The organism is Cuneatibacter caecimuris, assembly GCF_004216775.1.
Taxonomy (GTDB): domain Bacteria; phylum Bacillota; class Clostridia; order Lachnospirales; family Lachnospiraceae; genus Cuneatibacter; species Cuneatibacter caecimuris.
Window position 1 is genome coordinate 1 of the sequence record NZ_SGXF01000010.1, and the last position, 25103, is coordinate 25103.

At 47.0% G+C, this 25103-nt stretch carries 27 protein-coding genes; 2 read left to right on the top strand and 25 right to left on the bottom strand.

Annotated elements, in window-relative coordinates; genetic code table 11:
- Positions 1-110: 110 nt before the first annotated feature.
- The 9 genes from spo0A to EV209_RS15490 all read right to left on the bottom strand — a co-directional run bounded on the left by spo0A (position 111) and on the right by EV209_RS15490 (position 11307).
- Entirely contained in the window at positions 111-935 is an 825-nt protein-coding gene (gene spo0A, locus EV209_RS15450; RefSeq protein WP_130436376.1) for a sporulation transcription factor Spo0A, read from the bottom strand.
- Positions 936-1129: 194 nt separating this feature from the next.
- On the bottom strand, positions 1130-2377 hold the full coding sequence (gene spoIVB, locus EV209_RS15455) for a SpoIVB peptidase (RefSeq protein WP_130436377.1): 1248 nt from the start codon (positions 2375-2377) through the stop codon (positions 1130-1132).
- Between the two features lie 65 nt (positions 2378-2442).
- Positions 2443-4116: a DNA repair protein RecN gene (gene recN, locus EV209_RS15460; RefSeq protein WP_130436378.1), complete on the bottom strand. Its 1674-nt coding sequence runs from the start codon at positions 4114-4116 to the stop codon at positions 2443-2445.
- A 20-nt stretch (positions 4117-4136) separates the two neighbouring features.
- Positions 4137-4592 (bottom strand): arginine repressor, encoded by a 456-nt coding sequence (gene argR, locus EV209_RS15465; protein WP_130436379.1) that lies wholly within the window; start codon positions 4590-4592, stop codon positions 4137-4139.
- 22 nt (positions 4593-4614) lie between these two features.
- Complete coding sequence (locus EV209_RS15470) at positions 4615-6453, bottom strand: HD-GYP domain-containing protein (RefSeq protein WP_130436380.1); 1839 nt, start codon at positions 6451-6453, stop codon at positions 4615-4617.
- A 1-nt stretch (position 6454) separates the two neighbouring features.
- A complete protein-coding gene (locus EV209_RS15475; RefSeq protein ID WP_130436381.1) occupies positions 6455-8407 on the bottom strand; it encodes a hybrid sensor histidine kinase/response regulator in 1953 nt (650 codons plus the stop codon).
- A gap of 12 nt (positions 8408-8419) precedes the next feature.
- Positions 8420-9178: a sugar phosphate isomerase/epimerase family protein gene (locus EV209_RS15480; protein WP_130436382.1), complete on the bottom strand. Its 759-nt coding sequence runs from the start codon at positions 9176-9178 to the stop codon at positions 8420-8422.
- A 14-nt stretch (positions 9179-9192) separates the two neighbouring features.
- Positions 9193-10275, bottom strand: a complete 1083-nt coding sequence (gene trpS, locus EV209_RS15485) for a tryptophan--tRNA ligase (protein ID WP_130436383.1) — start codon at positions 10273-10275, stop codon at positions 9193-9195.
- 48 nt (positions 10276-10323) lie between these two features.
- Complete coding sequence (locus tag EV209_RS15490) at positions 10324-11307, bottom strand: NAD(P)-dependent oxidoreductase (protein WP_130436384.1); 984 nt, start codon at positions 11305-11307, stop codon at positions 10324-10326.
- 98 nt (positions 11308-11405) lie between these two features.
- Between EV209_RS15490 and EV209_RS15495 the strand changes: the two genes are divergently transcribed.
- On the top strand, positions 11406-11837 hold the full coding sequence (locus EV209_RS15495; protein ID WP_130436385.1) for a putative ABC transporter permease: 432 nt from the start codon (positions 11406-11408) through the stop codon (positions 11835-11837).
- Here the strand turns inward: EV209_RS15495 and EV209_RS15500 are convergent.
- From EV209_RS15500 to EV209_RS16415, 5 genes are all read right to left on the bottom strand, one after another.
- Entirely contained in the window at positions 11820-13190 is a 1371-nt protein-coding gene (locus tag EV209_RS15500) for a sodium-dependent transporter (protein WP_130436386.1), read from the bottom strand. The genes EV209_RS15495 and EV209_RS15500 overlap by 18 nt on opposite strands.
- A gap of 1 nt (position 13191) precedes the next feature.
- Positions 13192-14595, bottom strand: coding sequence for an MATE family efflux transporter (locus EV209_RS15505; protein ID WP_130436387.1), 1404 nt, complete (start codon positions 14593-14595; stop codon positions 13192-13194).
- A 78-nt stretch (positions 14596-14673) separates the two neighbouring features.
- Positions 14674-15660, bottom strand: coding sequence for a P1 family peptidase (locus EV209_RS15510; RefSeq protein WP_130436388.1), 987 nt, complete (start codon positions 15658-15660; stop codon positions 14674-14676).
- Between the two features lie 66 nt (positions 15661-15726).
- Complete coding sequence (locus tag EV209_RS15515; RefSeq protein WP_130436389.1) at positions 15727-16428, bottom strand: Type 1 glutamine amidotransferase-like domain-containing protein; 702 nt, start codon at positions 16426-16428, stop codon at positions 15727-15729.
- Positions 16429-16811: 383 nt separating this feature from the next.
- Positions 16812-16958: a hypothetical protein gene (locus tag EV209_RS16415; protein ID WP_165388957.1), complete on the bottom strand. Its 147-nt coding sequence runs from the start codon at positions 16956-16958 to the stop codon at positions 16812-16814.
- A 378-nt stretch (positions 16959-17336) separates the two neighbouring features.
- Between EV209_RS16415 and EV209_RS15520 the strand changes: the two genes are divergently transcribed.
- Positions 17337-17681, top strand: coding sequence for a two-component system regulatory protein YycI (locus tag EV209_RS15520; protein ID WP_130436390.1), 345 nt, complete (start codon positions 17337-17339; stop codon positions 17679-17681).
- 195 nt (positions 17682-17876) lie between these two features.
- On the opposite strand, the gene EV209_RS15525 is transcribed toward EV209_RS15520, so the two are convergent.
- From EV209_RS15525 to EV209_RS15575, 11 genes are all read right to left on the bottom strand, one after another.
- Positions 17877-18128, bottom strand: a complete 252-nt coding sequence (locus EV209_RS15525) for a hypothetical protein (RefSeq protein ID WP_006780975.1) — start codon at positions 18126-18128, stop codon at positions 17877-17879.
- 13 nt (positions 18129-18141) lie between these two features.
- Complete coding sequence (locus EV209_RS15530) at positions 18142-18723, bottom strand: hypothetical protein (protein WP_007868688.1); 582 nt, start codon at positions 18721-18723, stop codon at positions 18142-18144.
- A gap of 60 nt (positions 18724-18783) precedes the next feature.
- Positions 18784-19080 (bottom strand): phage holin family protein, encoded by a 297-nt coding sequence (locus EV209_RS15535; RefSeq protein WP_007868689.1) that lies wholly within the window; start codon positions 19078-19080, stop codon positions 18784-18786.
- Positions 19081-19091: 11 nt separating this feature from the next.
- Positions 19092-19415 (bottom strand): hypothetical protein, encoded by a 324-nt coding sequence (locus EV209_RS15540; protein WP_006780978.1) that lies wholly within the window; start codon positions 19413-19415, stop codon positions 19092-19094.
- A gap of 17 nt (positions 19416-19432) precedes the next feature.
- Positions 19433-20629: a reverse transcriptase domain-containing protein gene (locus EV209_RS15545; RefSeq protein ID WP_054346262.1), complete on the bottom strand. Its 1197-nt coding sequence runs from the start codon at positions 20627-20629 to the stop codon at positions 19433-19435.
- Positions 20630-20839: 210 nt separating this feature from the next.
- Positions 20840-21313 (bottom strand): hypothetical protein, encoded by a 474-nt coding sequence (locus tag EV209_RS15550; protein WP_227072432.1) that lies wholly within the window; start codon positions 21311-21313, stop codon positions 20840-20842.
- An 8-nt stretch (positions 21314-21321) separates the two neighbouring features.
- Positions 21322-21465 carry an XkdX family protein gene (locus EV209_RS15555; RefSeq protein ID WP_006780981.1) on the bottom strand — a complete coding sequence of 48 codons (144 nt, stop codon included), beginning with the start codon at positions 21463-21465 and terminating at the stop codon, positions 21322-21324.
- A 15-nt stretch (positions 21466-21480) separates the two neighbouring features.
- Positions 21481-21789 (bottom strand): hypothetical protein, encoded by a 309-nt coding sequence (locus tag EV209_RS15560; protein WP_130436391.1) that lies wholly within the window; start codon positions 21787-21789, stop codon positions 21481-21483.
- A gap of 101 nt (positions 21790-21890) precedes the next feature.
- Entirely contained in the window at positions 21891-22862 is a 972-nt protein-coding gene (locus tag EV209_RS15565; protein WP_130436392.1) for a hypothetical protein, read from the bottom strand.
- Between the two features lie 17 nt (positions 22863-22879).
- Positions 22880-24010, bottom strand: coding sequence for a hypothetical protein (locus EV209_RS15570; protein ID WP_130436393.1), 1131 nt, complete (start codon positions 24008-24010; stop codon positions 22880-22882).
- Between the two features lie 20 nt (positions 24011-24030).
- Positions 24031-25101, bottom strand: a complete 1071-nt coding sequence (locus tag EV209_RS15575) for a siphovirus ReqiPepy6 Gp37-like family protein (protein ID WP_054346258.1) — start codon at positions 25099-25101, stop codon at positions 24031-24033.
- Between the last annotated feature and the right edge of the window lie 2 nt (positions 25102-25103).

The following is a 25103-nucleotide window of genomic DNA, read 5'->3' on the forward strand; positions in this document are numbered from 1 at the left end:
GTAAATTCGTGGTAAAATGAGTGTTTTTCTATACTTCAAAATGCTTGAAAGTGTAGTATTTTTGCGGATAATCAAAAATTAGATATAAAATTTATTCAAAATATTATGCGTTATTTTACTTTATATTCCAGACGCAGCCGGTCTGCTATCAAGGCGATAAATTCTGAATTGGTGGGTTTCCCTTTTCCTGTATGTACCGTATATCCAAAAACTGCTTCAATTGTATCTGTTCTCCCACGGTTCCAGGCCACTTCAATGCCGTGCCGGATCGCCCTCTCCACTCTGCTGGCAGTAGTCTGATATTTTCTGGCGATCTCCGGATATAACGATTTTGTAATACAATTAATCATTTCCGGATTTTTTGCACAGATCAGGATCGCATCTCTCATATATTGATAGCCCTTAATATGAGCAGGAACTCCCAGTTCGTGAAGTTTGGATGTGATATTCTCTTCCAGGCTCCATTCCATATCCGTAAATTTCTCTGTGTTCTCGAAGGAAACCCCGCCGCTCTTGACATCTGCGCTGTAGACTCTTCCGCTCAGCCCTTTTTCTCTGGCACTCCCGATCTGTTTTACGCGGCTCAGGATCGTGGAATGGTCAAATGGTTTCAATATGTAATATGCGGCGCCCATCTCAAAAGCGTCTGTCGTGATCGCTTCGCTGCTCACTCCGGTCACAACAATGATAGAAGGTTTTTTCTTCAGGTCTTTTTCCTTTCTGATCCGGTCCATTACAGTCAAACCGTCAACTTTCGGCATGATTAGATCTAATAAGACCACGTCTGGCTTTTTCTCCAAAATCATTTCATATGCCTCCTCCCCATCGCTGGCCGTCCCCACAACATTGATCTCAGGATCTGATCTCAATATTTCCGTTAACAGTGCCAAAATTCGTTCATTATCATCAGCAAGCGCCACATTCAACTTTTCCATGATTTCCTCCGTATTTTCATTTTCGTTCTTTTTTTACAGCATTTGTATTATACGAAAGGGATTTTTCATTTTCAATAACGGAATTTCGCACTCTTCGACATTTTTCTTCTTTTGTCCAAAAATCCGGGGGAACTGCCGCAGCAGAACCCCCGGATACATCTATTGGCGTATAATTCACCAAATCTTTTGTATTTTCAACTTTTATCTTGCATTCGGAGCATGTCTTCTATGAAAATACCGTAACCTTTCGTCGAATCCTGTACAAACACATGCGTAACTGCTCCGACAAATTTCCCATCCTGCAGGATCGGGCTGCCGCTCATTCCCTGAACAATGCCCCCTGTCAGCTCCAACAGCCTGGGGTCGGTAACCTCTAACACCAGTCCCTTATTCTGATTATGATCTGACATATTCAAACTTGTTATTTGTACCTCATAATCTTCCTGTTTACCTGACAGCCAGCTGCGAATATAAGCGGTTCCTGTATGAACCTGCTGTTTCCCGGCTACCGGCACAGCTTCCTGCTGGTATTCCTTCTGATAATTTTCGCTGATTTTCCCGAAAATTCCCTGGGATGTATTTTTTACTATCTTTCCATATTCCAGGTCCTCTTCATACCGGATCGAACCAGACAGGCATCCGGGCTTGCCGAAAGTGCTTTTCGTTACGCCATGGATTTGAGCCGCATAAAGCGTCCCATCACAGGAATTCACAACTTCTCCTGTATCAATATCACTGATTCCATGGCCAAGGGCGCCAAAATTTCCCTTTTGATCCATATACGTCAGCGTCCCGATTCCCTGCAGATCGCTTCTTACCCACAATCCCAGCCGGTATTCTCCCGGCGCAGTATTGACAGGCGTTAGTTTTACCTGTGATACCGACTCATTTCTCCTGATTGTCAGGATATCGTCTTTTCCCCCGTTTTCAGCTATAAACTGTAGCAGTTCCTCTTTACCTGAAACATTCTTTCCATTCACAGCCAGAATATAATCTCCTGGCTCAATCTTTCCTTCTGCCGGATTCACCGTCAACCCATTTATATCAGAAACATCTGCGGTCCCTATGACCATCACGCCGTCAGATTTCAGATAGATCCCCACAGGCATCCCTCCGGGAACCAGATATTCCTGGTCCACCACTTCCAGCGTAATGTCATCCAGCTTCCAGAAACCGAAGAGGCGGACGCCTAACTGGTAGGTTCCCGTCTTACCGGCATAGATCTGAACACCGTTTTCTCCGCGCTGAAGAAGTACATTCTGGTCGCTGGCACTGACACTGCAGGCAGCAGGGAGCGTTAAAGCTTCTTCTTTGGAAGCACAGACTCTGACATATTCAGGAATACTTCCTGACAGCCGGTTCCATATTCCCCCGGTTATCAAAAACACTGCCGCCAAAATCCATATCACACACAGAAGTTTCTTTTTTCTGCTTTCCGGCACCTCATCACCACCTTTGCATTTTTGTCCTGCTTAGTATGTGATAGGGAGCGGAAAACTCTCTGGTATTATTTTGTTGCCTCTGCCAATTCCTTCATTTCACGGGCGCTCTGAATGGTAGTTTCAGTGATCGAAACCCCGCCGATCAGCCTGGCCAGCTCTGTCACACTTTCCTCTCTGTCCAGTTTCTGGATCATTGTTTTTGCAGAGTCTTTTTCCGCCTGTTTGCGGATCAGATAATGGCTGTCAGCCATAGCCACAATCTGCGGCAAATGGGATATGCAGATTACCTGATGGCTTCTTCCGATTTGCCTGAGTTTTTCTCCTACCTTTCCCGCCGTTCTGCCGCTGATGCCGGCATCAATTTCATCAAAAACCAGGGTGGGAATATCGTCCTTTTCCGCCAGCACAGTTTTCAGAGCCAGCATAATCCTGGACAGCTCGCCTCCGCTGGCGACCTGACCCAATGGCCTCAGCTTTTCACCTGGGTTCAGGGAAATCATGAACTCTGCTTCATCCGTGCCTCCGGCAGTTGCTTCTGCCAGCTGCGTTAAAGCAATTTCAAATTCTACATTTAAAAAATTCAAATCTTTCAAATGAACACAAATCTGCTCCGCCAGCGGTTTCGCCGCAGCCCCCCGCAGCCTGCGCAACTCCTGGCAAAGCAGGTTGAGATGTTTTTCGACAGAATCTGACTCCGCCAACAGCTGCGCTCTGCAGGCTTCATAATTCCGAAGCTCCTCCAGCCGTTCCCTCTGCTCCTTCAAATATTCCAGCGCCGCATCCACGCTTCCGCCATACTTGGATTTCATCGCATGAATCAAATCCAGCCTCTTCTGCAATTGATCCAGCGCTTCTTCTTCCACATCAATATTTTCCAGATAATCTCCGGCGTCCCGGCTCACATCTGCCAGCAGGCTTTCAATATCATAGAGCTGCTGCTGCAGCGGGGCCAGGCCTTCTTCATCATACTGGATCACATGCTGCATTGCATGAAGAGCCGACCCCAGGGATTCCGAAGCGCTGCCGCCCTCTCCGCTGACAGCTGCGCAGACTTGCGCCAAACCTTCCGCAAGCTCTCTGCTGTGAAGCAGTTTCCGGTACGAAGCCGTCAGTTCCTCCTCTTCTCCGGAAACAAGCGACGCTTCCTCCAATTCCTGAATTTCAAATTCTATAAAAGATAGTTCCCTGCGGCGCTGTTCTTCATCCATGGAAAAACGTGCGATTTCTTTTTTCAGGACTTCCAATTTTCTATATGATTCAGAAACCAGTTTCTTCTGCTCCCGGATCTGTGTGCCGCCGAACATATCCAGGATTTCCAGATGTCTGGACCGATAGAGCAGCGATTGATGCTCATGCTGGCCGTGAATATCCATCAGCCGGCTGGTCAGCCGCCGAAGCTTTGAAACAGGCACCGTCTCGCCGTTGATCCTGCTGACGCTCCTGCCCGGCAGGATTTTTCTGGAAATAATCAGCAGGCCGTCCTCCGGAAAGATTCCCTCCTCTTCTAAAAAAGGCAGCTTATCCTCTTCAATTTGGAATACCATTTCCACATAGGCATAGTCCGCATGGCTTCTGATCACGTCTCTGGGAACCTTTTCTCCCAGCGCCAGATTCATGGAGCCGATCAGGATCGATTTGCCTGCTCCGGTCTCACCTGACAGCACATGAAGGCCCTCTCCGAATTCCACATCCGCTTCATCGATCAGCGCCAGATTTTTTACATGCAGATTCAGCAGCATATTTCCCCTCCTTTGTATTTTCAGTCAGGATAAATTATTTTATTTAATTTGTCCATCAGCACGATTGTCTCATCCACAGAACGCACCGCGCACATGATCGTGTCGTCTCCCGCAATACAGCCCACAATTTCGGAAAAATGGACGGCATCCAGCGCCGCGGCGGCGGCCATTGCCATTCCCGATACCGTTTTGATTACAAGAATATTCTGCGCCATATCCATTGAAATAAAACAGTCCCGCAGTACTCTCACATATTTTTCACTCAATTCATTTTCGCGGTTTTGCAGAATCATATATTTCTGCCTGCCCTCAGGGCCCGCGGCTTTGGTTAGCTTCAACTCCCGAATGTCCCTGGATACAGTGGCCTGAGTCACCCGAAAGCCAGACTCATTGAGCAGCTCCGCCAGCTCTTCCTGAGTCTCAATGTCATATTTCCCGATTAACTCCACTATTTTGCTGTGTCTCTGAATTTTCATAAAATTACCTGTTTCACTCCCCTTAATCCTGATCTGCTGTCATACGGTATATCTCCGCGTAAGCCTCTCTTCTGCCTTCCTCCAGTATTTTCTGCAGCCTGGGCCTGAGAGGCCCCAGAAGCGCGGCAAAATGAGGCGCATATCTGGTTCCTGCCTCCCGGCAGATCTTTTCCACCGCGTCGTCCAGCGATACTGCTTTTCTGAGATGCAGAGCTTTGTCATCAGTCATCCCGTCCAGTTTATCCGCAATGGATACCAGATCAGTCAATATCGCTTCCGGCCCTTCCGGCCTAACATACAGATCCGGATAGCCGCCTGTCCCGTCATACCATTTATGATGTCCCTCCGCTACTGCGGCATAAAGCTTTGTGGACTGGCTCTGCGCAAGAATCTTTTTGCCCGCAGAAGTATGAAACTGGAATAACAGCCGTTCTTCCTCCATCCACTGTCTGCCGGTCAGGGTGACCAGGCTGAGAAAATTCAGAACGCCTACATCATGAAGGAATCCGCTGTTGTATGCCTGAGAACAGATATCTTCTTTCTTCAGGCGCACTTCTTCTATATTTCCTGTACCTGCTATTCCCACCAGCGTCTCCGGAATTTTCTCAACAGCCTCTTCCGCCATCAATTTTGCAAGTCTGGCAGTCATACCGGAATGAATATATGTCAGAGGCCCCCGGGCGGCGATCAGCTCCATGGCCAGATCTTTCAGCTGTATGCCGCCGGGATATTCCACAAAAGTCATCACTGTTGAAAGCAGATAGAAAAAAAGCCTCTCCTGATTCCTGTCGTTGGGCGCGGATTTCATATATTGTATCAAGCGGCTGTACATATAGGTCAGGACAGATTTCTTGCTTTGCAGGAAGTCCGGCTCCTTCGCCATATAGCTGGCATAAACGCCGGGCAGAAAAACATTGGCGAACATACCCTGCTGGGAAAAATCCTTTGGGGAAATACCAGTATAAATCCCTTCCAATGCATGCATCAAATCAGAAAGCGAAAAAATACCGCAGTGGTACTGGGCCGCTTCATAAGCATACTGCCATTGCGGCTGCATGGGCTCTCCACGCATCCTGGAAGCTTCCAGCTGGCTGGCATGAATATACTGAGCGGACTCCATTACTTCCCGGACAAACTGCAGGTTCCCACAGTTTTCCCTGAGGCCGCCCAATGCGGCAGTCCTTTCCTGATGGCTTTTATAAATATAAATATCCCATGGAAGAGAGGGTGTTTTCTCCTGATAAACCGGATCATTCAGTATCTCCAGAGAATTTCTGATGGCAGCCATCTTTTTGTGCAGACCGTCCTGATTCAGAACTGAATAAGTCAGCGCCAGATTTCCCATTGCCCTGTGAATATACCCCCGGGTCTCCGTATCCTCTATTTCATCATAAATCCTGATAAACGAAGCTGCTTCTCCGAACATCATGCGCATTTTCCAGCAATACCTGCTCAGATTCACCCGCCTCATCATGCTCTCCAGATAATACAGGGACATTCCTGTCTGATACAGTTCCCGGATCAGGAGATCCCGTTTCCCATATTTTCTGGCATATGTAACCACCGCGTAAGAAATATAATACTGAAGCACTGTGTCCTTATGGTCGCCCATCAGCGCACCGGAAAATTCCGTCAGCTCTCTGATATCTTCCTCTGAAGCGCTGAGTATATCGTCCAGCAGCGGCATCAGGTTATCTCTGAGCAATCCGGTATTCTCCCGGCTGTACTGGAGAAGCAGATCCTGACGTCTGCTCCTGTCGGTCAGAAAATCATCAAAATCCTTATACCTGTCATTTCCATATTCTGATATCCTCGCGGTTTTCCGGAGGTTCTCAAGATATTTTTTCTGATATATCTTCAACTCAATCACCTCCCGCCCATTGATCCAGGCAGTGCAGCACCTGGTCCGCGTCAAGAGGTTTTGATATATGCGCATCCATTCCCGCCTTCAAAGAGTCCTGTACATCTTCCACAAAGGCATTGGCAGTCATCGCCACAATCGGAACGCTCCCTGCATCTTTCCGTTCCAGAGCGCGAATCCGTCTGGCCGCCTCCAGCCCGTCCATCACAGGCATCTGTATATCCATGAGAATCAAATCATAATAATTTTCAGGCATGCCCTGGAATCGTTCCACTGCCTTAAGGCCGTTTTCAGCAGTATCGATTTGAATGCCTGATACGGAGAGGATTTCTGTTGCAATCTCGCAGTTCAGCGCATTGTCTTCCACCAGCAGCAGGCGGCGGTTCTGGTAGCTCCTCCGGACAGGACGGTTTTTTTCTTCAATTTCTATTTTTCCTTCCTCCGTAAAGGAATAAAGGAGGGCCAGCAGCCTGCTTGCAAAAACTGGCAGCGGAAAAAATTCAGAAACGCCTGACCGTTTCAGGATATATTCCATCTGTGACCAGTCATGTTCTGACATCATAACCATTGGAAAATCAATCCCCATCCTGCGCCGAATCTCAGGTAGCAGCTGCGTAATTTCAATATCAGGGATCTCCTCTGCGGTCAGCAGGGCAAAGTAATCTTTTCCGGAAAAAGCGGCCTCATTCAGCAAATCCACAGCGTCATTCCCGCACGCAGCATGATCCCACTTAATTCCATACTGATCCAGCGCGGAAACCAGCCCGGCCAGTCTGCCTGAATCTGGTTCCAGCACCAATACGGCAGCGCCCTGCAGAGCCCTGCTGAATTTCTCCACATCTTCTTCCAGAAGCTGAACCGGTATCCGTACGAGAAAGCTGGCCCCCTGGCCTGGTTCGCTCTCCGCTTCAACCGATCCGCCCATCAGTTCTGTCAGGCTTTTTACAATGGAAAGCCCCAAGCCGCTTCCCTGGATTTTGTTCACTGTCATACTGCGTTCCCGCTCATATGGCTGGAACAGCCTGTCCATGAATTCCCTGGACATGCCGGGACCGGTATCGCTGACCCGGAATGAAAACCTGCCTTTTTCCGCTCTGCCTTCCACCTGCATCCAGACAGTTACAGAACCGCCTTCCGGCGTAAACTTCACCGCATTTGACAATAAATTCATGCAAATCTGGCGGAGGCGCAGTTCATCTGCCTTCATCCGTTCTGAACACAGCTTTCCTATTTCCAGATGAACCTTCAGGCCCTTCTCATCTGCCTGAGGCCGGATCACCGCCATCAGGCCGTGAAGGAAGTCCGCCAAATCCATCTCTTCTTCCTCCAGGACGATCTTGCCGCTTTCAATGCGGGACATATCCAGCACTTCATTGATGAGCTGCATCATATGGCCTGAAGCGCTCTTGATTTTCTGCAGGCAGTCCTTCACTCTCACAGGATCATTTTCATGCCTCAGGGCAATCTCTGTCATACCTATGATGGCGTTCATAGGAGTACGGATATCATGAGACATCTGAGAAAGGAAACTGGACTTTGCCTGGCTCGCTGCGGTTGCCGCTTCCAAAGCCCGTTCCAGCGCTTTCTGCCGGGGATTCTCATTAATTTCCTGTCTCCGGCTGCAGTTTGAAAGATCCCGGAGGGCACAGCTCCACGCGCCGCCGGCAATTTCAGACACTCCCAGCAAAATTTTTCTGTTCTGGGTATTTACAGCGATCAGGCCGTTGCCCAAATCATCAAAGCAGCCCTTTAGCTTTTCCTCCTGTTCGGCAGGAAGATTTCCAAAAACAGAAAAAAGCTGTTTTCCCAACAGCTTATCCTCTTTTGTATCCAGAAAAGCACAGGCTGCAGGATTCGCATAGGTCACTGACGGCAGTTTTTGCTCCCACTTTTCCAGAACCAGATAAGCCACGCTGCTTTTTCCGAACAGCTGCTGAAACAAAACCTGCGCCATGCCGCCACCTCCTTATATATGCCCGTCCAGCCACTCCAGGCTTTCCCGCATGCAGACAAAAGCATCCTTTTCCCAGCGTTCCTGCTCTGCAAATATCCAGCGCAGTCCAGTCTCTCTGCAGGCGCTGACCGCGTCTTCCCAGTCTGTATCCCCCTGGCCCACAGGAACCAGGATTTTTCTTCCGTCCGGCAGAAACTTCTCATCTTTAAAATGCACAAAATCCATCCGCCCCCGGAATTTTCTGATCCAGTCAGCCATATTCAGACCGGCTTTGTTCACATGATAGAGGTCCAAACCCATCTGAACCGAAGCAGGCACATGCTCCATAAGCCATTCCGACGCGGTTTTTCCCTCTATCTGCGCCAGCTCCTGACTCCTGGGATGGAAAACCAGAATCATTCCCCGGTCCTCTGCCGCTTTTGACAGCTCTGTGATTTCAGAGGCAAACTGAATGCACCCCTCTCTGCTGCTCCGCAGTTTTTCAGGAATCCCGCTGAAGCAAAGATGCCTGCTGCCGCACAGTTCATTCAGCCGGAGAAAATAAGGAAAGCGCGTCCGGACCTCTTCATAAAAGTCCTGGGTGGAAACGCTGGTCAGGCCGCTGTCCTGCAGCCCTTCCGCGATTTCTTCCGGACTGATCCCGGGGCAGATCCACTGCAGCTGAACGATCCTGTATCCCATTTCAGACAGCTTCCGGAAGGAAGCCCGCATAGATCCCAGATCCTGCAGGTACGGCCTGAGGCTGGATACCTGTGCTCCGATTTCTCCCATATGTTTCCGGCTCCTTACCGATATTTTTCCACCTGTGCCTGGATTAAATCCGCATCGTCAAAATAATTTATTTTCATGGCCCGTTTTACGTCAGAAAGTGTCTGAGCGGCAACTTCCCTGGCCTCGCCGCTTCCTTTCTTCAGAATATCATATATAGCGGGAATATCCTTTTCGTATTCTTTCCTCCGGCTGCGCACAGGTTCCAGTTCTTCCTGAAGGACATTGTTCAGGAATTTCTTCACTTTTACGTCACCCAGCCCTCCCCGCTGATAATGAGCCTTCAGCTCATCCAAGCCTGCGTACTCCGGCAGGTAGCGTTCAAAATGCTCCTGGCGGCAAAACGCGTCCAGATAAATAAATACCGTATTACCTTCCAGATGCCCGGGATCACTGACCTGCAGGTGCAGCGGGTCCGTATACATGCCCATCACCTTTTTGCGCACTTCATCCGCTGAATCAGACAGATAGATGCAGTTACCGATGGATTTGCTCATCTTCGCTTTGCCGTCTGTTCCGGGCAGGCGCATGCATGCCTGGTTCTCCGGCAGAAGCGCATCCGGCTCCACCAGAACTTCGTCATACACAGTATTGAATTTGCGCACAATTTCCCTGGTCTGCTCGATCATGGGCAGCTGATCCTCTCCCACCGGCACGGTAGTGGCTTTAAATGCGGTGATATCCGCAGCCTGACTGATGGGATAAGTGAAAAAGCCCACCGGTATGCTGGTTTCGAAATTCCTCATCTGAATTTCAGCTTTCACGGTAGGGTTGCGCTGCAGCCTGGAAACTGTTACCAAATCCATATAATAAAATGTCAGCTCGCACAGCTCGGAAATCTGGGACTGGATGAACAGCGTGGATTTCTCAGGGTCCAGGCCGCAGGCCAGATAGTCCAGCGCCACTTCGATGATATTCTGGCGCACCTTTTCCGGATTGTCCGCATTATCCGTCAGCGCCTGGGCGTCCGCGATCATGATGTACGTTTTTTCATATTCTCCTGAATTCTGCAGTTCCACCCTGCGCTTCAGCGATCCGGCATAGTGCCCGATATGCAGCCTTCCTGTGGGGCGGTCTCCAGTCAATATAATCTTTCCCATAATGTATTCCTCTCCCTTTCTCTGCTTTCTAATCATTTTTATTCAAATTCATCTGATCTCATAAGGGTTAAAAGCGCCCCCGGCTCCCAGACAGAGGGAATCAATCCCGCAGCGCACCATGGACTCACAGGCTTCTGCTGTAAAAAATGCGTAGTGCTGGGTAAATACCACATTGGGAAACTGCTTCAGATAGAACAGCGAGCGCTCTTCCACCACATCAGTTCCGATATCATGATGCACGATACCCTTTTCCTCCTCCAGGGTGTCAATGCCCGCACCGCCCACTTTACCGCTTTCCAGGGCAGAAATGAGATCTTCCGTGTCGATCAGGGCGCCTCTGGCTGTATTGATCAGGATCACGCCATCCTTCATCTTTGATATCGCTTCCTTATCGATCATATGGTAGTTTTCATCCGTCAGGGGCGTATGAAGGGTTATGATATCGCATTCCTGATATATTTTCTCTAAGGAAACATATTCCGCATCTTCCGCCACGGCCTGGCTGGGATACTTGTCGCAAGCCAGCAGCCGGCAGCCGAATCCGGTCAGATTCCGCACCACATGGGACCCGATCTTGCCGGTGCCCACCACCCCTACAGTCATATTGCGCATCTCTCTTCCCTGCATTCCGCCCAGGGAAAAGTCATTGACCAGCGCCCGGCAGATGGATACCTTCGTCTTGCGCAGCAGCATGAGCATCAGCATTACTGTGAAATCCGCCACATTATACGGTTCATAGCTGGCATTGCTCACATGGATCCCCAGCTCTTTTGCCGCTTGTACATCAATATGATCAAAGCCGATGGTCCTGGTGGACAGATAGCTGATCCCTCTGTTTTTCAGTTCTTCCAGAAGGCCCCGGTCCATCACGCTGGGACCGAGGATCGTTACGCCGTCACAGCCCGCGGCAAAGTCCATGGATTCCTTATCCAGACGCTTCTCCGTCAGAATCAGTTCCGCTTTCCCCTCCTCTTTTATCCGGGCAAGGATAGGGTATTCAAAATCCATCACGTCATAAACTGCAATCTTCATTCCGTCAAACTCCTTATACCTGTCATTTCCTACAAGTATAATTGATTTGCTGTTTTTTTTCAACGCATATTTTTTTCAGGCAGACCCATACTACTCTCATGAAAAATAAATTTATTCAATGTGGTTTTATTGGCTGGACCATTGAGCTGTTCGCCACCAGCCTGGGAAATTATCATAAAAACGGCGATAAACGGCTTATGGGCAACACCTCTCTGCTGATGTTCCCCATCTACGGAATGGCTGCCGCTATGGCTCCGGTGGGAAAGCTGCTATGCAAACGCAATATGCTGGTCCGCGGCACAGTATATATGACGATGATTTTCGCCGCAGAATATTCCACAGGCTGGTTTCTGCGCAGGCTCGGCGTGTGTCCCTGGGATTACAGCGACGCGCCCCTGAACGTGGACGGCCTGATCCGCCTGGATTACGCCCCGGCATGGTTCGCGGCCGGGCTGATCTTTGAACAGAATACCTGTAAAGAAATCCGGAAGGAATATAAGGAGGCCTGCCGGTCAAAGAAAAAATTTTGAAAGGTATCCCTGTATAAAGATCCCCAGCACCACCAGCGGCAGAATATAGCTGACATAAAGCCTGGCCCAGCCAGGGAATTTCAGCCCGCTGCCGGTATTTGCTTCCTGCCTGAAGTTATCCCATCCCCATCCGTATCTTCTGGTGCAGAAAAGCAGAAACACCAGAGAGCCCAGCGGAAGGATATTGTTGCTCACCAGAAAATCTTCCAGGTCCATGATATTGCTTCCGGGCCCCAGCGGCGCGATGCCTTTCAGCACATTAAATCCTAATACGCAGGGCAGGGAAAGAAAGAACAGGGCGAAGAGATTCACAAACACTGCCTTTTTGCGGCTCCATCCTCGTGCGTCCATCCACCAGGAGATAATATTTTCAAATACTGCAATTACAGTGGAAAGCGCCGCGAACAGAAGGAAGATAAAAAACAGGCTCCCCCAGACCCTGCCCCCTGGGATGGAGGCGAACACATTGGGGAGAGTGACAAAAATCAGGTCCGGCCCGCTGTCCGGCCGTATGCCGAAGGTAAAGCAGGCGGGGAAAATAATCAGGCCGGCAGCCAGCGCCACTCCGGTATCCAAAACAGTCACCCGCACTGCTTCCCCGGTAAGACTGTGGCTTTTTCCGATGTAACTGCCAAAAATAGCGATGGACCCCATGCCGATGCTCAGTGTAAAAAAGGCCTGTCCCATTGCGTCAAAAACCGCCTCGAAACCACCTTCCTGTAAAAGCTTTGCAAAGTCCGGCTTCAGGTAGAAAGACAGCCCCTCTGCAGCTCCCGGCAGGGTGACCGCATAGACCACCAGCGCGGCCATAATGCCTAACAGGCAGATCATCATCACTTTAGTAACCTTCTCCACCCCTTTCTGAAGCCCCATGGAACAGACCAGCAGACAGCCTGCCACCACTGTTCCCATGGCTGCGATCATCAAAGGAGCGTCTGATTTCATCTGATCGAAAATGACCTTCACCTGGACCGCGTCTGTCCCGGAAAACTCTCCGGATATCATCTTGATACAGTATACGATCATCCACCCGGCTACAGTTGTATAAAACATCATGAGCAGATAGTTCCCGGCCAGCGAAAAGTATTTATTCAGATGCCATTTTGTACCTTTGGGTTCCAGCGTGTCAAAAGCTTTTGCCACGCTTTTCTGCGCCGCCCGCCCCACTGCAAATTCCATCACCAGAATCGGCAGGCCCAGCAGAACCAGAAACAACAGGTACAGACAGACAAACGCCGCCCCGCCATATTTTCCAGTAACATAAGGGAAGCGCCATACGTTTCCCAAACCGATGGCGCACCCTGCTGAAAGTAATAAAAAACCCAGGCGGGAAGAAAATTTCTCTCGCTTCATTCTAAGCTCCTTTTTCTGTAATAATATTTTGCAGCCAGACTCCCTTTTTCACCAAAACAAAACCTATCCCGCACTTGATCCAGTCACCGATCTGTACCAGCGTAAAAATCACCAGAACCGGAAGGCTGGTATACCGGCTCAGGAAATAGGCGATGGGCACGCTGACGCACCACACGAACACACTGTCAAAGAAAAATGTGACCAGAGTTTTGCCTCCTGACCGAAGCGTAAAATATGCGGCATGGAGAAATGCGTTCTGCGGCATAAATATGGCCTGTATCACAATAAATCCTGCCGCCACCTCCCGGGCGGCCTCAGTCGTGTTGTAGATCCGCGGGAACAGAGGCGCGATCACCAGCATGAGGAGCGCTACCCCAAGGCAGCAGAATACGGAAAAGGCAATCATCTTGTTATCCGTATCCCGGGCCTCTTTCATTTTCCCCGCGCCCAGCAGCTGGCCCACCACAATAGCTACGGAGTCCCCCAGTGCGATAAATACTACGTTAAAAAGGTTTGCGATGGTATTGGAGATATTGAGGCCCGCCACCACGTTCAGCCCCCTTACGGAGTAACATTGGGCCAGCATCGCCATGGCAGCCGACCACAGCGTCTCGTTTACCAGCAGAGGAGAACCCTTAATGATAATATTTCTGATCAGGTAGCCCGGAACCTTCAGGGTCTTGTACAGCCCGGTGAGATACCGGTTTTTTTCTTTATCCCGGTGGGAGGCAATCAAAACAATGGCAGCTTCCGCATATCTGGAGATCACTGTTGCCACTGCGGCGCCCACCACGCCAAGGGCCGGCGCGCCGAATTTTCCGTAAATCAGCACATAGTTCAAAACCAGGTTTATGATTACAGCGATAATGCCGGCTTTCATGGGAAGCACGGTTTCTCCGCATTCTCTCAGGGTACTGGCGTAAATCTGCACCATCATAAACGCCGGCAGACCAAGAAGCATGACCAGAAGATACTCTTTTCCGTAGCGCAGCGCCGCTTCCAGATCCCCTCCGTCGCTGCTGCCGCTGAGATACATCCGGATCAAAGGCTCTCCCAAAGTCAGAAAAATCACAATGGCAAGGCCAGTGAGCAGTACCGCCAGCCAGATTTTAAAGCGGAACGTATTCCTGACGCCCTCGTCGTCTCCCTGTCCGAAATACTGGGCGGTGAATATCCCCGCACCGGACAGGCCTCCGAAGATACATAGATTATAGACAAATATCAGCTGGTTCACAATGGCCACGCCGGACATCTGCTCCGTGCCGATCTGGCCCACCATGATGTTATCCAGCAGGCTGACAAAATTCGTAATGCCGTTTTGGATCATGATGGGAACAGCAATTGCCAGAACCATCAGGTAAAACCGCTTATCTCCAATAAATCTCTTTTTTAATGTTTTCCACATGGTAATTTGCTTCCCCCATTCTTTAGTTTAGACGCGTATTATCATTTTTATCATATTGGGACTATTTTTTCAAGCAAATTATCTGCGGGAAATAATCTGTTTCTCCAAAATCTCCTTCCTGCAGGGAAAACCATATGCTGATTCCGCATTTTTCACCGCGTTCAGGATCGCTTCTGACATCACTCTCGCCGCCAGGGCTCCCACCATGTCCTGATCTGCTTCGATTTCTCCTGCGGAAAGGGCATAGATGCTGTCTCCGTCTGCGGAAGTATGTACAGGGCGGATGGAACGGGCATAGCCGTCCTGGGCCATTCCTGCAATTTTGCACAGCTGGGACTTGTCAAATTTTGCGTTGGTGACCACTGCTCCGATGGTGGTGTTGCCCACAAATTTATTATGGATTGCTTCATAGCTCTTAAATGCCTCCTCTTCCGAGGACAGAAAATCCGTTTTATTCTCATCCAGCAGGCCCGCTGCCTTTTCCCCGGTTTTCCAGTCATAAATATCTCCCAGGGCGTTCACTGCCGCCAGAGCCCCCACCTGCAGTTTTCCGATCTGTACCGCAAAGCTGCCGATTCCTGACTTCATGCAGTATTCCATTCCCTTAAGCTTTCCCACAGTGGCGCCTGTCCCTGCCCCCACATTTCCGTCCCGGTAATTTCCGGATTCTGCATTCCTGCATGCTTCATAACCCATGGACTGGTCGGGCCTGGTCATCATATCCCCCACCGTGAGATCAAACAGGCAGGACTGGCACACCAGGGGGACTTTTGTTATCCCAACATCAAAGCCGATTCCCCGCTCTTCCAGATATCTCTGTACGCCTCCTGCCGCGTCCAGTCCAAAGGCGCTTCCGCCGGAAAGCAGCACTGCATGGATGCTCTGTGCAGCTGCCATGGGCTTTAACAATTCGCTTTCCCGGGAAGCCGGCCCACCTCCGCGCACGTCCAAGCCTGCCCGCGCTCCATTGCCGCAGAGGATCACCGTACAGCCTGTCCCTGCCTTTTCATTCTGGGCGTTGCCGATTTTTATATTGGGAATAGATTTGATGCTAATTTCTTTCATGTTTCCCTCCTGATTTTCCGGAATCTGGAATCTTAATCCCCTTCCATTTTACATCAGCTTTCTCCCTTATATATCCTCAAAGGTTACTCCCTGTTTTTCAATCATTCCATCCTTATATTGGACGAAAAATGCGTTTGCAGCAGGAGTGCTTCTGATAAAATACTGATTACCGCAGTGGCATACAAACGCTGTGTTGTTCTCCATTGCCAAACCAATCATATCCTTTTGCACCAGCATTGTGTCAAAGGTATCCCGTCCTTCTTCATTGTAGTGGGGGCAATATGCCATGTGAAAAATATCCAGCATATCATTTGCCCAACAATAATTCCAGTTTTCTCCGTTTTGAAAAGACTCACTATCGCTGTAACCGCAGTTAAACCAACAAACCGCACCTGCACTAATGCCGGTTAATACTGCCAAATCCTGCTCATATATTCTTTTCAGCTTCTCATCTAAAGCAAACTTTTTCCACGTCTGCATCATAAAAACAGTGTCTCCGCCGCCAACATAAACGATGTCTGCCCACGACAAAAGGGTATCTATTTCATGCCCGCTATAAGAATCAGTCATCAAACAAAGGCTTTTTACATTACAGCCAAGAAATGCATATTCTTTCGTGATTGATTCGATATATCCTTCTGCATCGTGACTGGCAGTACCTATAAAAAGGACATTAGGAGTCCTTTTGTTGCTCAATTTAATGGTGTAAGCGTTTAACTGCCGGGTGGACAGCAAATCGCCGCCGGCAATCGCTACAATTCTTCCCATAAATCCTCCTGTTTTTTAAACGAACGCCAATCCATTCATAGTTCTCGTCAATGGAATAGGGGCTTACCCAGCCAATATGTCTGTATCCGATTCCATAGGCCCCCACGGAGCATCTGTATTCACCCACTCAGTTTCAGAAGTAAACCAATGTACATAGTCCTCAAGGTCGGACTTTAACATATCCCGAAGGATGATATTATCGGGCAGACCATAAAAGTGCTGCACAGCATTTCGTCTCCGTTCAAAAGTCAATTTCCTGAATATAAAAATCCGCGTTAATTATACCACAAAAATGTGATAATCTCTACTAATTTTCCAAATCCGGAAAATACCGCAGGCCCGCTTCCTCTCCTGTCGCTGGCCTGCGGCATTTTTAAATGTTATTATACCTGTCTGATCTTTGGTTCCACTGCCTCAGATCTCACATTGTGAGACTGGTTCTGGTTTTCCGGTTTTACCTTCTGTGTAATGCTGTTGTACTTCTCGTTGCTCTTTTTTCTGTTTAATTTTTCCTGCTCTTTTTTGTCCATGAAATCACCTCGGGAATAGTATGGGCGGCGGGGATGGAATTATTCCACAGGTTCGCCGCGCATCAAACCTTTTCAGATTTGGTTTCAATCATGCCCCATCCAGGCATCGCTGCATATTCGGGTGAGTACTATGATCTTCGCAACGGGATACCTGATCTATCGTTGAAATTAGAAACAGAAGTGGTCAGCATACAAAAAGCAATTGAGATTTTTATACCCAGAAATTAATGTGGACTATTCTACGAAAACCCCAATCCAGACATTACATATGAAGTCTATAGAGTACTGGTATGCTCCATAATTGATGATGTAAATGCATATAAACTCTATGCAAGAAAGGTTTACCAGGGAATCCCTTTCGATTGTTTTTATGGCGGCATGATGATAGAATCCGGCAATTTGGACTGCTCTGTGGACTGTATGCGTGTCTGCCGGACAGAGCTGAGGGATCAGACGATCGCTAGCATACTCTCTCCCCGTACAGCGTTGAACCTCCTGTCCCAGGCACTCACGAAAGGAACCACATTTGAAATAGAAAGTATGGAATTGATTTACGCAAAAGAGCCCTCTCAGGGAGAAGACGCATTACTGCAGGATATTCTTTCGCATCGCCATGTCCCTGTGTGGAAGGTAGTCTTAAAAACGGAATCCGATCTCTCCAGATATGATTACTACATCCATGCCGCTACAGGTGAAATCCAGGCAATACAGGAACACAGATAAATTCTGTATAACGCCGCAAGATATAAAAAATCCGCACCAGCCATATCAGGCCGGTGCGGTAATTTTTGCTCTTTTTCTAAAATTTTTCTCAGAACTTTCCTTCCTTAGCAGCCTCTTCCACAGAAACAGGAAACCTTGATTTTTAGCCATTCTTTTATCAAAAGTATAGGAATATTCAAGAAGTAAACGACATTTCTACACCTTTTTATACACCGTTTCACCCTGTAGTACATTATTCGAATTATCAAGGATCTTTTCTCCATTTGAATCCTGAAGAGGGTCAAGAAACGAATATCGCTCCGGATAATCGGCAAATGCTGTTCCCACAATCTGCGTCCCGTCTGCTCTGTGAGCCGTATAACCTCTTAGCAGAGTTTCTTCTGTCACAGTATCCCCAGTCAAATCTATGAGGGTTCTGCCGCTGTAAACGACTTTATTTGTAGCCATTTAAGCCTCCCTCCTACCCGATAGTTACCGTAGTACCTCCAGCGGGATTCTCGCTTTCGTTATATGGGATTGCTTTGACTGTAACCTGCGATAAGTAGTTATATCCTTCCTCAGAATTCGGAAGCACTGTCTGCTCCTTTGTAGAAGGTGTAACTGTCTTTGCCTGTGGTTTGGCATCTTCCGTACCTGACATAGAACCTTCTACACCAAGCAGAGTAATACCCTCTCGAATATTATCCGGAATGATTTTCTCTTTTTCTGCTGCCGAAATCCCAACTTTACCAGAACCATCGTGATGTCCCTGCGGAATGGTGTACTCTTCATCCTTTGAAGAAATTGTACCTGTCACAGCTCCGTTATTCTTCATGGTTCCCGTCAGTTTCTGACCTCGTACATACGCGGTCTTTCCCTGAAGAATTTCAGCAACAGCGGCTGTTGCATCAGAAGAATCTACGTCATATTCACAAGTACCTGTGATCGGCTCCCCTCCTTTGTCATGGGCGGTAAAGCCGGAAAGAATCTTATCAGCGGTTACGGTATCGCCGGTCAGGTCGATCAGTGTCTCTCCACCATAGATTACTTTGTTAATAGCCATATTCTCTCATCCTCTCTTTTGGAAATAAAAAAAAGAACGGTTTCACGCTCTGTCCGCTTGCTACTCATCTTTATTTGCCTGCTTAATGATCTGATTTACATAGGTACTGAGACCGGCCATTAAAATTCCCTGAACAATTGCGATAAATATAGCCATTGCAATCTCCTGACCACTCCCTAATGGAGAAGTGGCCAAAACCCAGATTCCGCAAAGGACGATGCCGCCGACACCGAGGATCAACGGAATATACTTGTCCTTGATTGCCTGAGTCTGCTTCAGACCCATACCGCAGAAGTAAAGGACAATCGCCACAACGATTAACTCAGGCTGCACATAGTTCATAATCTGTTCCATCATTTTAATTCCTCCTACTGATTTTCTTGAATATAGGTTGATTTGTGAATAGGCAACTTATTGATCTCCTGCATGACTTTCTTAGCTGAGCCATTTCCGCCCATCTCTTCATAGGGCTTGTAGAGATAATCGTGCAGATTTTCATATTCGTCCTGCGTGATCCATCCCCGCTCGATGTAGGACATTCCCAGATAGATAATTCTATCGTGAGCAAGACCAATCAGCATCTGCGTCCTCACATCTTTTTTCTCACTTTTCTTCTGGATATACGCCCAAAAACCAGAAGAGGCGACGACTGCACACACAATCGTCACCACCATTTGAAACCATGGTTCCATTTTAGTATCCTCCATAACTATTTGATTTTATCGGTTATGATCATCCTTTTGCTGATGATTGTAATCGACTTTTCAAATAAATCTTCATAGAGACCTATCAAATTTTTTCTTTGTTCCTTCGACAAAAGTTTGTAAAAGCTTCCCATCCAGCCCCGAAACATATTCTCTACATTTTCATACGTTATCTCCTCGTTTTTCACTTTGACGGCGAGTTTCTTGAGCTTTCTGCGCATCGTAGTAACCCGCTTCGGATTGATTCGCTTAATTACCTTTCCGGAATCTGTTAAACTGTATTTTATTTGCAGAAATTTGTACGTGCTGGAAATCTTCACAATTCGAGTTTTCTTCTTATTGATATGGATTCCATATTCTTCTGCAATTTGATGAATATGATCTAGCAGATCAAAGAGTTCTTCTTTACTCGGATTCATGATATACCAGTCATCCATGTATCTTCCATAAAACTTCTGGCTTCTTACATATTTGACGTAATTATCAATCCGATACGGATAATAAATCCCGATGACTTGTGATAGCTGGTCTCCAATATTAACCGACTTCTCCATCCACTTTTCGCCTGTCAGCTTTGACTCTGGAATGTTCCTATAATCTAACTTGTTGAAAGTGTCAGACATACATGTGGCATATTCCTCGTCCGTCATGTAAGAAACATCGATTTTAAATCCGTCAAAAATCTGTGTTAGCAACCAGTCAATGAATTCGTCATCATCGAACAGCTTTAACAATTCCCGTTTGGCAATTTCATGAATGATATTATCGTAAAACTTGGAAAAGTCTCCGAACAATATCCATCCTTCATTTCCATACAACCGATAGTATTTACGGAGATGAACTTCGAACCTGTCCCGCTGATGAGAGATACCTCTTCCTTTAATCGAAGCACAATTGTCATAGATAATATGCTTCTTCACTTCGGGAAGCAAGACTTCATCGCACAAAACATGCCGAATAATGCGATCCCGAATTTGAATACTTGTAATAGGTCTTACTCGGCCTCTCTCAAACAGCGTGAATTCCTGTGTCGGTCCATTTTGAAGAGTCCGATTCATCAGGTCGTCTTGAATGGAAAAGATATACCGAAGAAAATTCATCATGAATTTCTGCGTTGTTTCCTTCCACTTGCTGGTTTTGACAGAAACCTTGTAAGCTCTATACAAATTGTTGGCGTCACAGATAATCTCCTCATAGTTCATAAATCATTCACCGTGATAGCAATACTTACCGTAGTAAATTGCGTCCGGCTTTGCTATTTATCCATTCGGAAAGGACAATGCCTCCTTCTCTGTTGGTTAAGCAGAGAATCCGGACGAACTCCATTAGAGTTCGAAGCGTTGTTGTAGTTCGTATTGCCATTGTTGTTCACATTAGCGAAATTAGCCGAAGAAACGACGCATAATTAGACATTACCCTTTTAACTGTGACTTGATTCGGTTATCTCGTTGACGCCACTTCTTTATCAATCCGATTTCTCGGTCGATAGCTTTAACATAGCGACTGTAGAGATTAACGTCCACTTCGAATATCTCAACTATTCGTTGCAACTCTTTCAAAAGCTGCTCGCAGTTTACTATGGCTGTATTCTGATAATCTCTTCTTTGCTCATATTCGTGCAGCGTAGTCGGATAGATAGAATTAGCCGCTCGGACATTGCTAGTCAGCATAGAAGCCAACTGGTCAATTCGATTTTTATAATTCAGCATTAAATATCTATACCTTGAAAAATCTTCTGTTGCATCCTTTCCGTGAGCATATCTTACCCGAACAAGCTGATCCAAATCTTTCACTCCGAAACTACGCTGCATAAGGTCAATCAACATATCATGCAATTCAATGGAATATGTAATCGCTTCAAATTTGGATTCAGTCCGGTCACTCACAAGGACACTCATGCATAATCCTTGTCTGTGATCTCTTTGAATTCTTCTTCCGTAATCCAGTTCTTTTTCACTGCATTCCGAACCCGTACTTCATTCCACATACCCAAATTGTAGTAGCGTTTTACCTTGCCGTAATTCTTGCTATGTTCCATAACTGTTTCCTCCTTTTATAGTTCGATTTCAGATATCATGGCAACATATTCGATATCCGACTGCATTTTAACAAAGGCCAGCTCGGTTTCTGGAACATCCCGCAAGACAAACCAATATTTGTCATTGACCTTGATAATCTGGACAAGTTCCATGTTCATGTGAACTTCATCCTTTTCACCATCGTTGATTGTTACGATCGAACAATTTCCGTCAAAAACGGACTCATCGATTTCCGATGAAGATATAAAGTTATTACCGTTCAACCTCAAATTATCAAGAACAGTTTCATCGGACAGAGTAATCTTATAAATCTTATCATCCATTTTGATTCACACCTTTCATTTAGATTCTTCTTATTTTATAGCACAGATTGTTGTCACCTGCGTACGGTTTTCGTGGGGGCACAGGGCCCCCCGGATTCAGACTAACCAATAGCGAAGACCGGACGAACTCCACGAGAGCCCGAAGCGCCGTAGGAGCCCGTATAGCCAACGCCGCCCACAATAGCGAAATAAGCCGAAGAAACGACGTCTCTGAGCCAGAACGTTGCGCGATTGGAAATCAGCTTCGGAACGACTGAAAACAGAGCAAGCTGGGTTTTACTAATGGTGTATCTATTCGGAATAATTGTTCCATTTCCAGACGGAGCAAAAACATGTGAACCGTACATCATAATCTCATTAGGAAGTTCCAAGGTCGAATCATACCACGAGCCGCCAGACGGATATCCATTCGTTACAGCATTTGTCAAATGTTCACGATGCGTAAGAATCAGATTGCCGAAGGCACTCGCTGCCAGAGTTTTCGCCTGACTCAGATTCTCCTTATACATTTTAGAACCAACATAGCCACCAGTTGTAATGTTTGTCTCGTTCATCTGTGCGTTGTAAAGAGGTTTATCCGGCATGATAACCAGATGGGGCTTGGTGAAAACCGTATCGCCGCAATTATACCAGTAATCGAAATCCACGATTCTCCATGTATAGCTGCCGATAGACCAGTAATCTCCAAGGAAAAATCCTTTGAAGGTTCCGTTCTTGATATTTGCCTTCTGGTCTTCTGTAATAACGCTCCCCAGATTTTTTCCTCTGTAAATCATCCGGCGCTGCTCCTTCGGAACAAAAGCGTCCAGAATTGCAAAGAGTGCATCGTCCGCACCAATCGCTTTGTTCCCTGCTGCGGTGCCAATCAATAATTTATCATCCGCAGACAACGTATTGATTTGCGTAAGTTCCGACAGATTGACGCCAGAAATAAAATCCTGAGAACTGGTAAGTCCGATCAAAGATTTAATAAAATCAGTCACCATAATTGTTTTGGTTCCATTGTTACCATCAATTAAGACGATGTTGCTTTCATCTAGCGTCTGGACCTTCTGATAATCCGTAATTTTCATCTCGATATGTCCTCCTTTTACCTAATACAAAAAATAACGCGGCCATCAATTGGCTGCCCGTTGCTATCCAGAATTAAGGAGCTGGAATATGCACGCGCCACAATCGGGTCCACGTTACTGTCAATGATAGTTCCTTCTGATGAATCGAGAAGATTATCGTAGTTCTCGTATCCATTGTCATAAAGATTGTTGTATACGGTGAATTCCGTCCGAATCCCCTCTACAATTTCTTCAAGAATTGATGTCCTTTTTTGTAACTCTAATATCTGGTTTGCCAGATTTGCTTCTACATCCTCCGAAAGAGTATCCTTCAACTGCTGGAACCACTCATCAAACAATGCCTGAGCATTTTCTCTCCATGCAGCCATTTCAGATGTATTATTGTTTGTGTACTCGTTAAACCAGGTCGCCCATAACTGTTTCCAGTAAGCACTTGTTTCCTGCATATCTGCCGTTTGAGCAGCATACCAATCGTTCCATTGTTTTTCCCATGCCAGATAAGATTTCTGGATTTCTTCCGACTGGGTGCTGAACCATTTTGACCACTGGTCTTTCCAGAAAGCATTTGTCGCTTCCATATCAGATGTCTCTTTTTCATAAAATGCATCCCACTGGTCTTTCCACTGAGCAACCAAGGCGTCAATGGACATTTTCTCCAGTGGAGCTGTTACGAACGGACACTCCGATGTACCAACAGCATTGGTGATATTCGCCTGACGGATGGATGTAACGCCAGAATTTACCCGAATATAGGCCAATGGATACTGCCAACGGTCGGTCGTGCTAATCATTGTTGGTTTTGCTGGATTAGTAGCTGGCGTACCTTTGATGATTTTAATCGCATTTGCACGAACAGATTCACGAGCATCTACTTCCAAAACAACTGCATCAATCCGATTTAGAATCACTTCCGATTGTGGTACGGTCAAAGGAAGCAAGGCGTCATTCAACGTCCATGTATGATTAAACCAAGCTCGGCCAATTCCGACATTCACCATCATGCCAGTAGACTCTTTCACCATCATAGCAGTCCCAACATGCTGCAAAATGCCGTCACGTATGATCCCGTCAAAAATGCTTGACATTTGAATGGCATCGTATCTCCGGTCTTTATTCTTTGAGTTATAGAACCCATAAGTGACACTCATTTTTCTTCACCCCTTTCCTGCTATTCTACGGTAACGAATGTCGGATACGAGTCGAGTCCTTCTTTGCTCTGAGAGCGAATGAATTCCGTTACCCGAGCTTTCCCCTCAATTCCGTATTCATTCACAATCTGTACCATATCGCCTAAGAAGAAATCCTCTCCATATCGGTACATCCTCGTTGATTCAACCTTTCCCTCAAAGGATTTGGTTGCGATGTTCTCAGCCAGATTCTCTAAACCTCTTTGAGAAAGCTGTGCATTATACTCAGTGTCCGTCAAGGTTTCATTATCCACGGTCGAAGAAACATCCCTAGCATCCGTATAAAGCTCCCTTCGATTCAAACCTGTTCCGGCACCAGATGCACAAGCCACGGTTGTAGTCCTCCGATCGGCTCCTTCCCCCTCTCCGGCAACCAAAGTAACTGTTTTCAAAGTCTTCTTTGATTCCAGATAATTGGTATTGATTACATTCTCAAATTTTGGAGAAAAGATGACATATGGATTCGTAAACTGGTCGTAAGAACGATCTGCGCCTGCATAGAGCTTAAAGACGAACTTGTTATCATCGGACAGCTTGATTCGGAAACCGACATTCTTGGAATCGCACAGCTTTTTAATGGCATCATACAGATTGTCTCCGGTAAACTGTGCATCTACCGTCAGTCCGGTAATCGCCGGGTCCGTGGATGCCTCGAATATCAGTCCTTCTACCTTTCGGGAAGCATCGGAAGGATTGATGATATTCTCATCCAGCAGCTTTTTGATTCCATTTTGAAAGTTTCCGCTCAGAATCGTTTGCTTCCAAATAATGCGGCGCTCCAGAATGGATTCCAATGACCTTCCAGTGACCGTAAAGTGGTTTCCGTTTTCGGCATCAGACTCAATCTTTCTGTCCTCGACAATCATGGTCTGGTCGGATTCTTTCAGCCAGAGATAGTAGTCGTCTTTCAGGATTTCAAGAACAGAATCGTTAATGCTTGTATATACCTCGAAATCTCCATAGGCAGAATACCGCTCCGTCCATATCAGAGACTCAAAGGTATCAAGCACAGAAAGCATTTTCAGAGAAGTGTCCAGAACAATCAATTCCATAA

Excerpts from the sequence above, each read along its gene's own strand:
- spo0A (WP_130436376.1), bottom strand. The coding sequence starts at position 935 with ATGGAAAAGTTGAATGTGGCGCTTGCTGATGATAATGAACGAATTTTG.
- EV209_RS15480 (WP_130436382.1), bottom strand. The coding sequence starts at position 9,178 with ATGGGAGAAATCGGAGCACAGGTATCCAGCCTCAGGCCGTACCTGCAG.
- EV209_RS15565 (WP_130436392.1), bottom strand. The coding sequence starts at position 22,862 with ATGAAAATTACGGATTATCAGAAGGTCCAGACGCTAGATGAAAGCAAC.
- EV209_RS15545 (WP_054346262.1), bottom strand. The coding sequence starts at position 20,629 with ATGAACTATGAGGAGATTATCTGTGACGCCAACAATTTGTATAGAGCT.
- trpS (WP_130436383.1), bottom strand. The coding sequence starts at position 10,275 with ATGGGAAAGATTATATTGACTGGAGACCGCCCCACAGGAAGGCTGCAT.
- EV209_RS15510 (WP_130436388.1), bottom strand. The coding sequence starts at position 15,660 with ATGAAAGAAATTAGCATCAAATCTATTCCCAATATAAAAATCGGCAAC.
- EV209_RS15495 (WP_130436385.1), top strand. The coding sequence starts at position 11,406 with ATGAAAAATAAATTTATTCAATGTGGTTTTATTGGCTGGACCATTGAG.
- EV209_RS15520 (WP_130436390.1), top strand. The coding sequence starts at position 17,337 with ATGATGATAGAATCCGGCAATTTGGACTGCTCTGTGGACTGTATGCGT.
- EV209_RS15515 (WP_130436389.1), bottom strand. The coding sequence starts at position 16,428 with ATGGGAAGAATTGTAGCGATTGCCGGCGGCGATTTGCTGTCCACCCGG.
- EV209_RS15525 (WP_006780975.1), bottom strand. The coding sequence starts at position 18,128 with ATGGCTACAAATAAAGTCGTTTACAGCGGCAGAACCCTCATAGATTTG.
- EV209_RS15575 (WP_054346258.1), bottom strand. The coding sequence starts at position 25,101 with ATGGAATTGATTGTTCTGGACACTTCTCTGAAAATGCTTTCTGTGCTT.
- EV209_RS15500 (WP_130436386.1), bottom strand. The coding sequence starts at position 13,190 with ATGAAGCGAGAGAAATTTTCTTCCCGCCTGGGTTTTTTATTACTTTCA.
- EV209_RS15530 (WP_007868688.1), bottom strand. The coding sequence starts at position 18,723 with ATGGCTATTAACAAAGTAATCTATGGTGGAGAGACACTGATCGACCTG.
- EV209_RS15505 (WP_130436387.1), bottom strand. The coding sequence starts at position 14,595 with ATGTGGAAAACATTAAAAAAGAGATTTATTGGAGATAAGCGGTTTTAC.
- EV209_RS15540 (WP_006780978.1), bottom strand. The coding sequence starts at position 19,415 with ATGGAACCATGGTTTCAAATGGTGGTGACGATTGTGTGTGCAGTCGTC.
- EV209_RS16415 (WP_165388957.1), bottom strand. The coding sequence starts at position 16,958 with ATGGACAAAAAAGAGCAGGAAAAATTAAACAGAAAAAAGAGCAACGAG.
- EV209_RS15555 (WP_006780981.1), bottom strand. The coding sequence starts at position 21,465 with ATGGAACATAGCAAGAATTACGGCAAGGTAAAACGCTACTACAATTTG.
- argR (WP_130436379.1), bottom strand. The coding sequence starts at position 4,592 with ATGAAAATTCAGAGACACAGCAAAATAGTGGAGTTAATCGGGAAATAT.
- EV209_RS15535 (WP_007868689.1), bottom strand. The coding sequence starts at position 19,080 with ATGATGGAACAGATTATGAACTATGTGCAGCCTGAGTTAATCGTTGTG.
- EV209_RS15490 (WP_130436384.1), bottom strand. The coding sequence starts at position 11,307 with ATGAAGATTGCAGTTTATGACGTGATGGATTTTGAATACCCTATCCTT.
- EV209_RS15570 (WP_130436393.1), bottom strand. The coding sequence starts at position 24,010 with ATGAGTGTCACTTATGGGTTCTATAACTCAAAGAATAAAGACCGGAGA.
- EV209_RS15475 (WP_130436381.1), bottom strand. The coding sequence starts at position 8,407 with ATGGCGCAGGTTTTGTTTCAGCAGCTGTTCGGAAAAAGCAGCGTGGCT.
- EV209_RS15560 (WP_130436391.1), bottom strand. The coding sequence starts at position 21,789 with ATGGATGATAAGATTTATAAGATTACTCTGTCCGATGAAACTGTTCTT.
- recN (WP_130436378.1), bottom strand. The coding sequence starts at position 4,116 with ATGCTGCTGAATCTGCATGTAAAAAATCTGGCGCTGATCGATGAAGCG.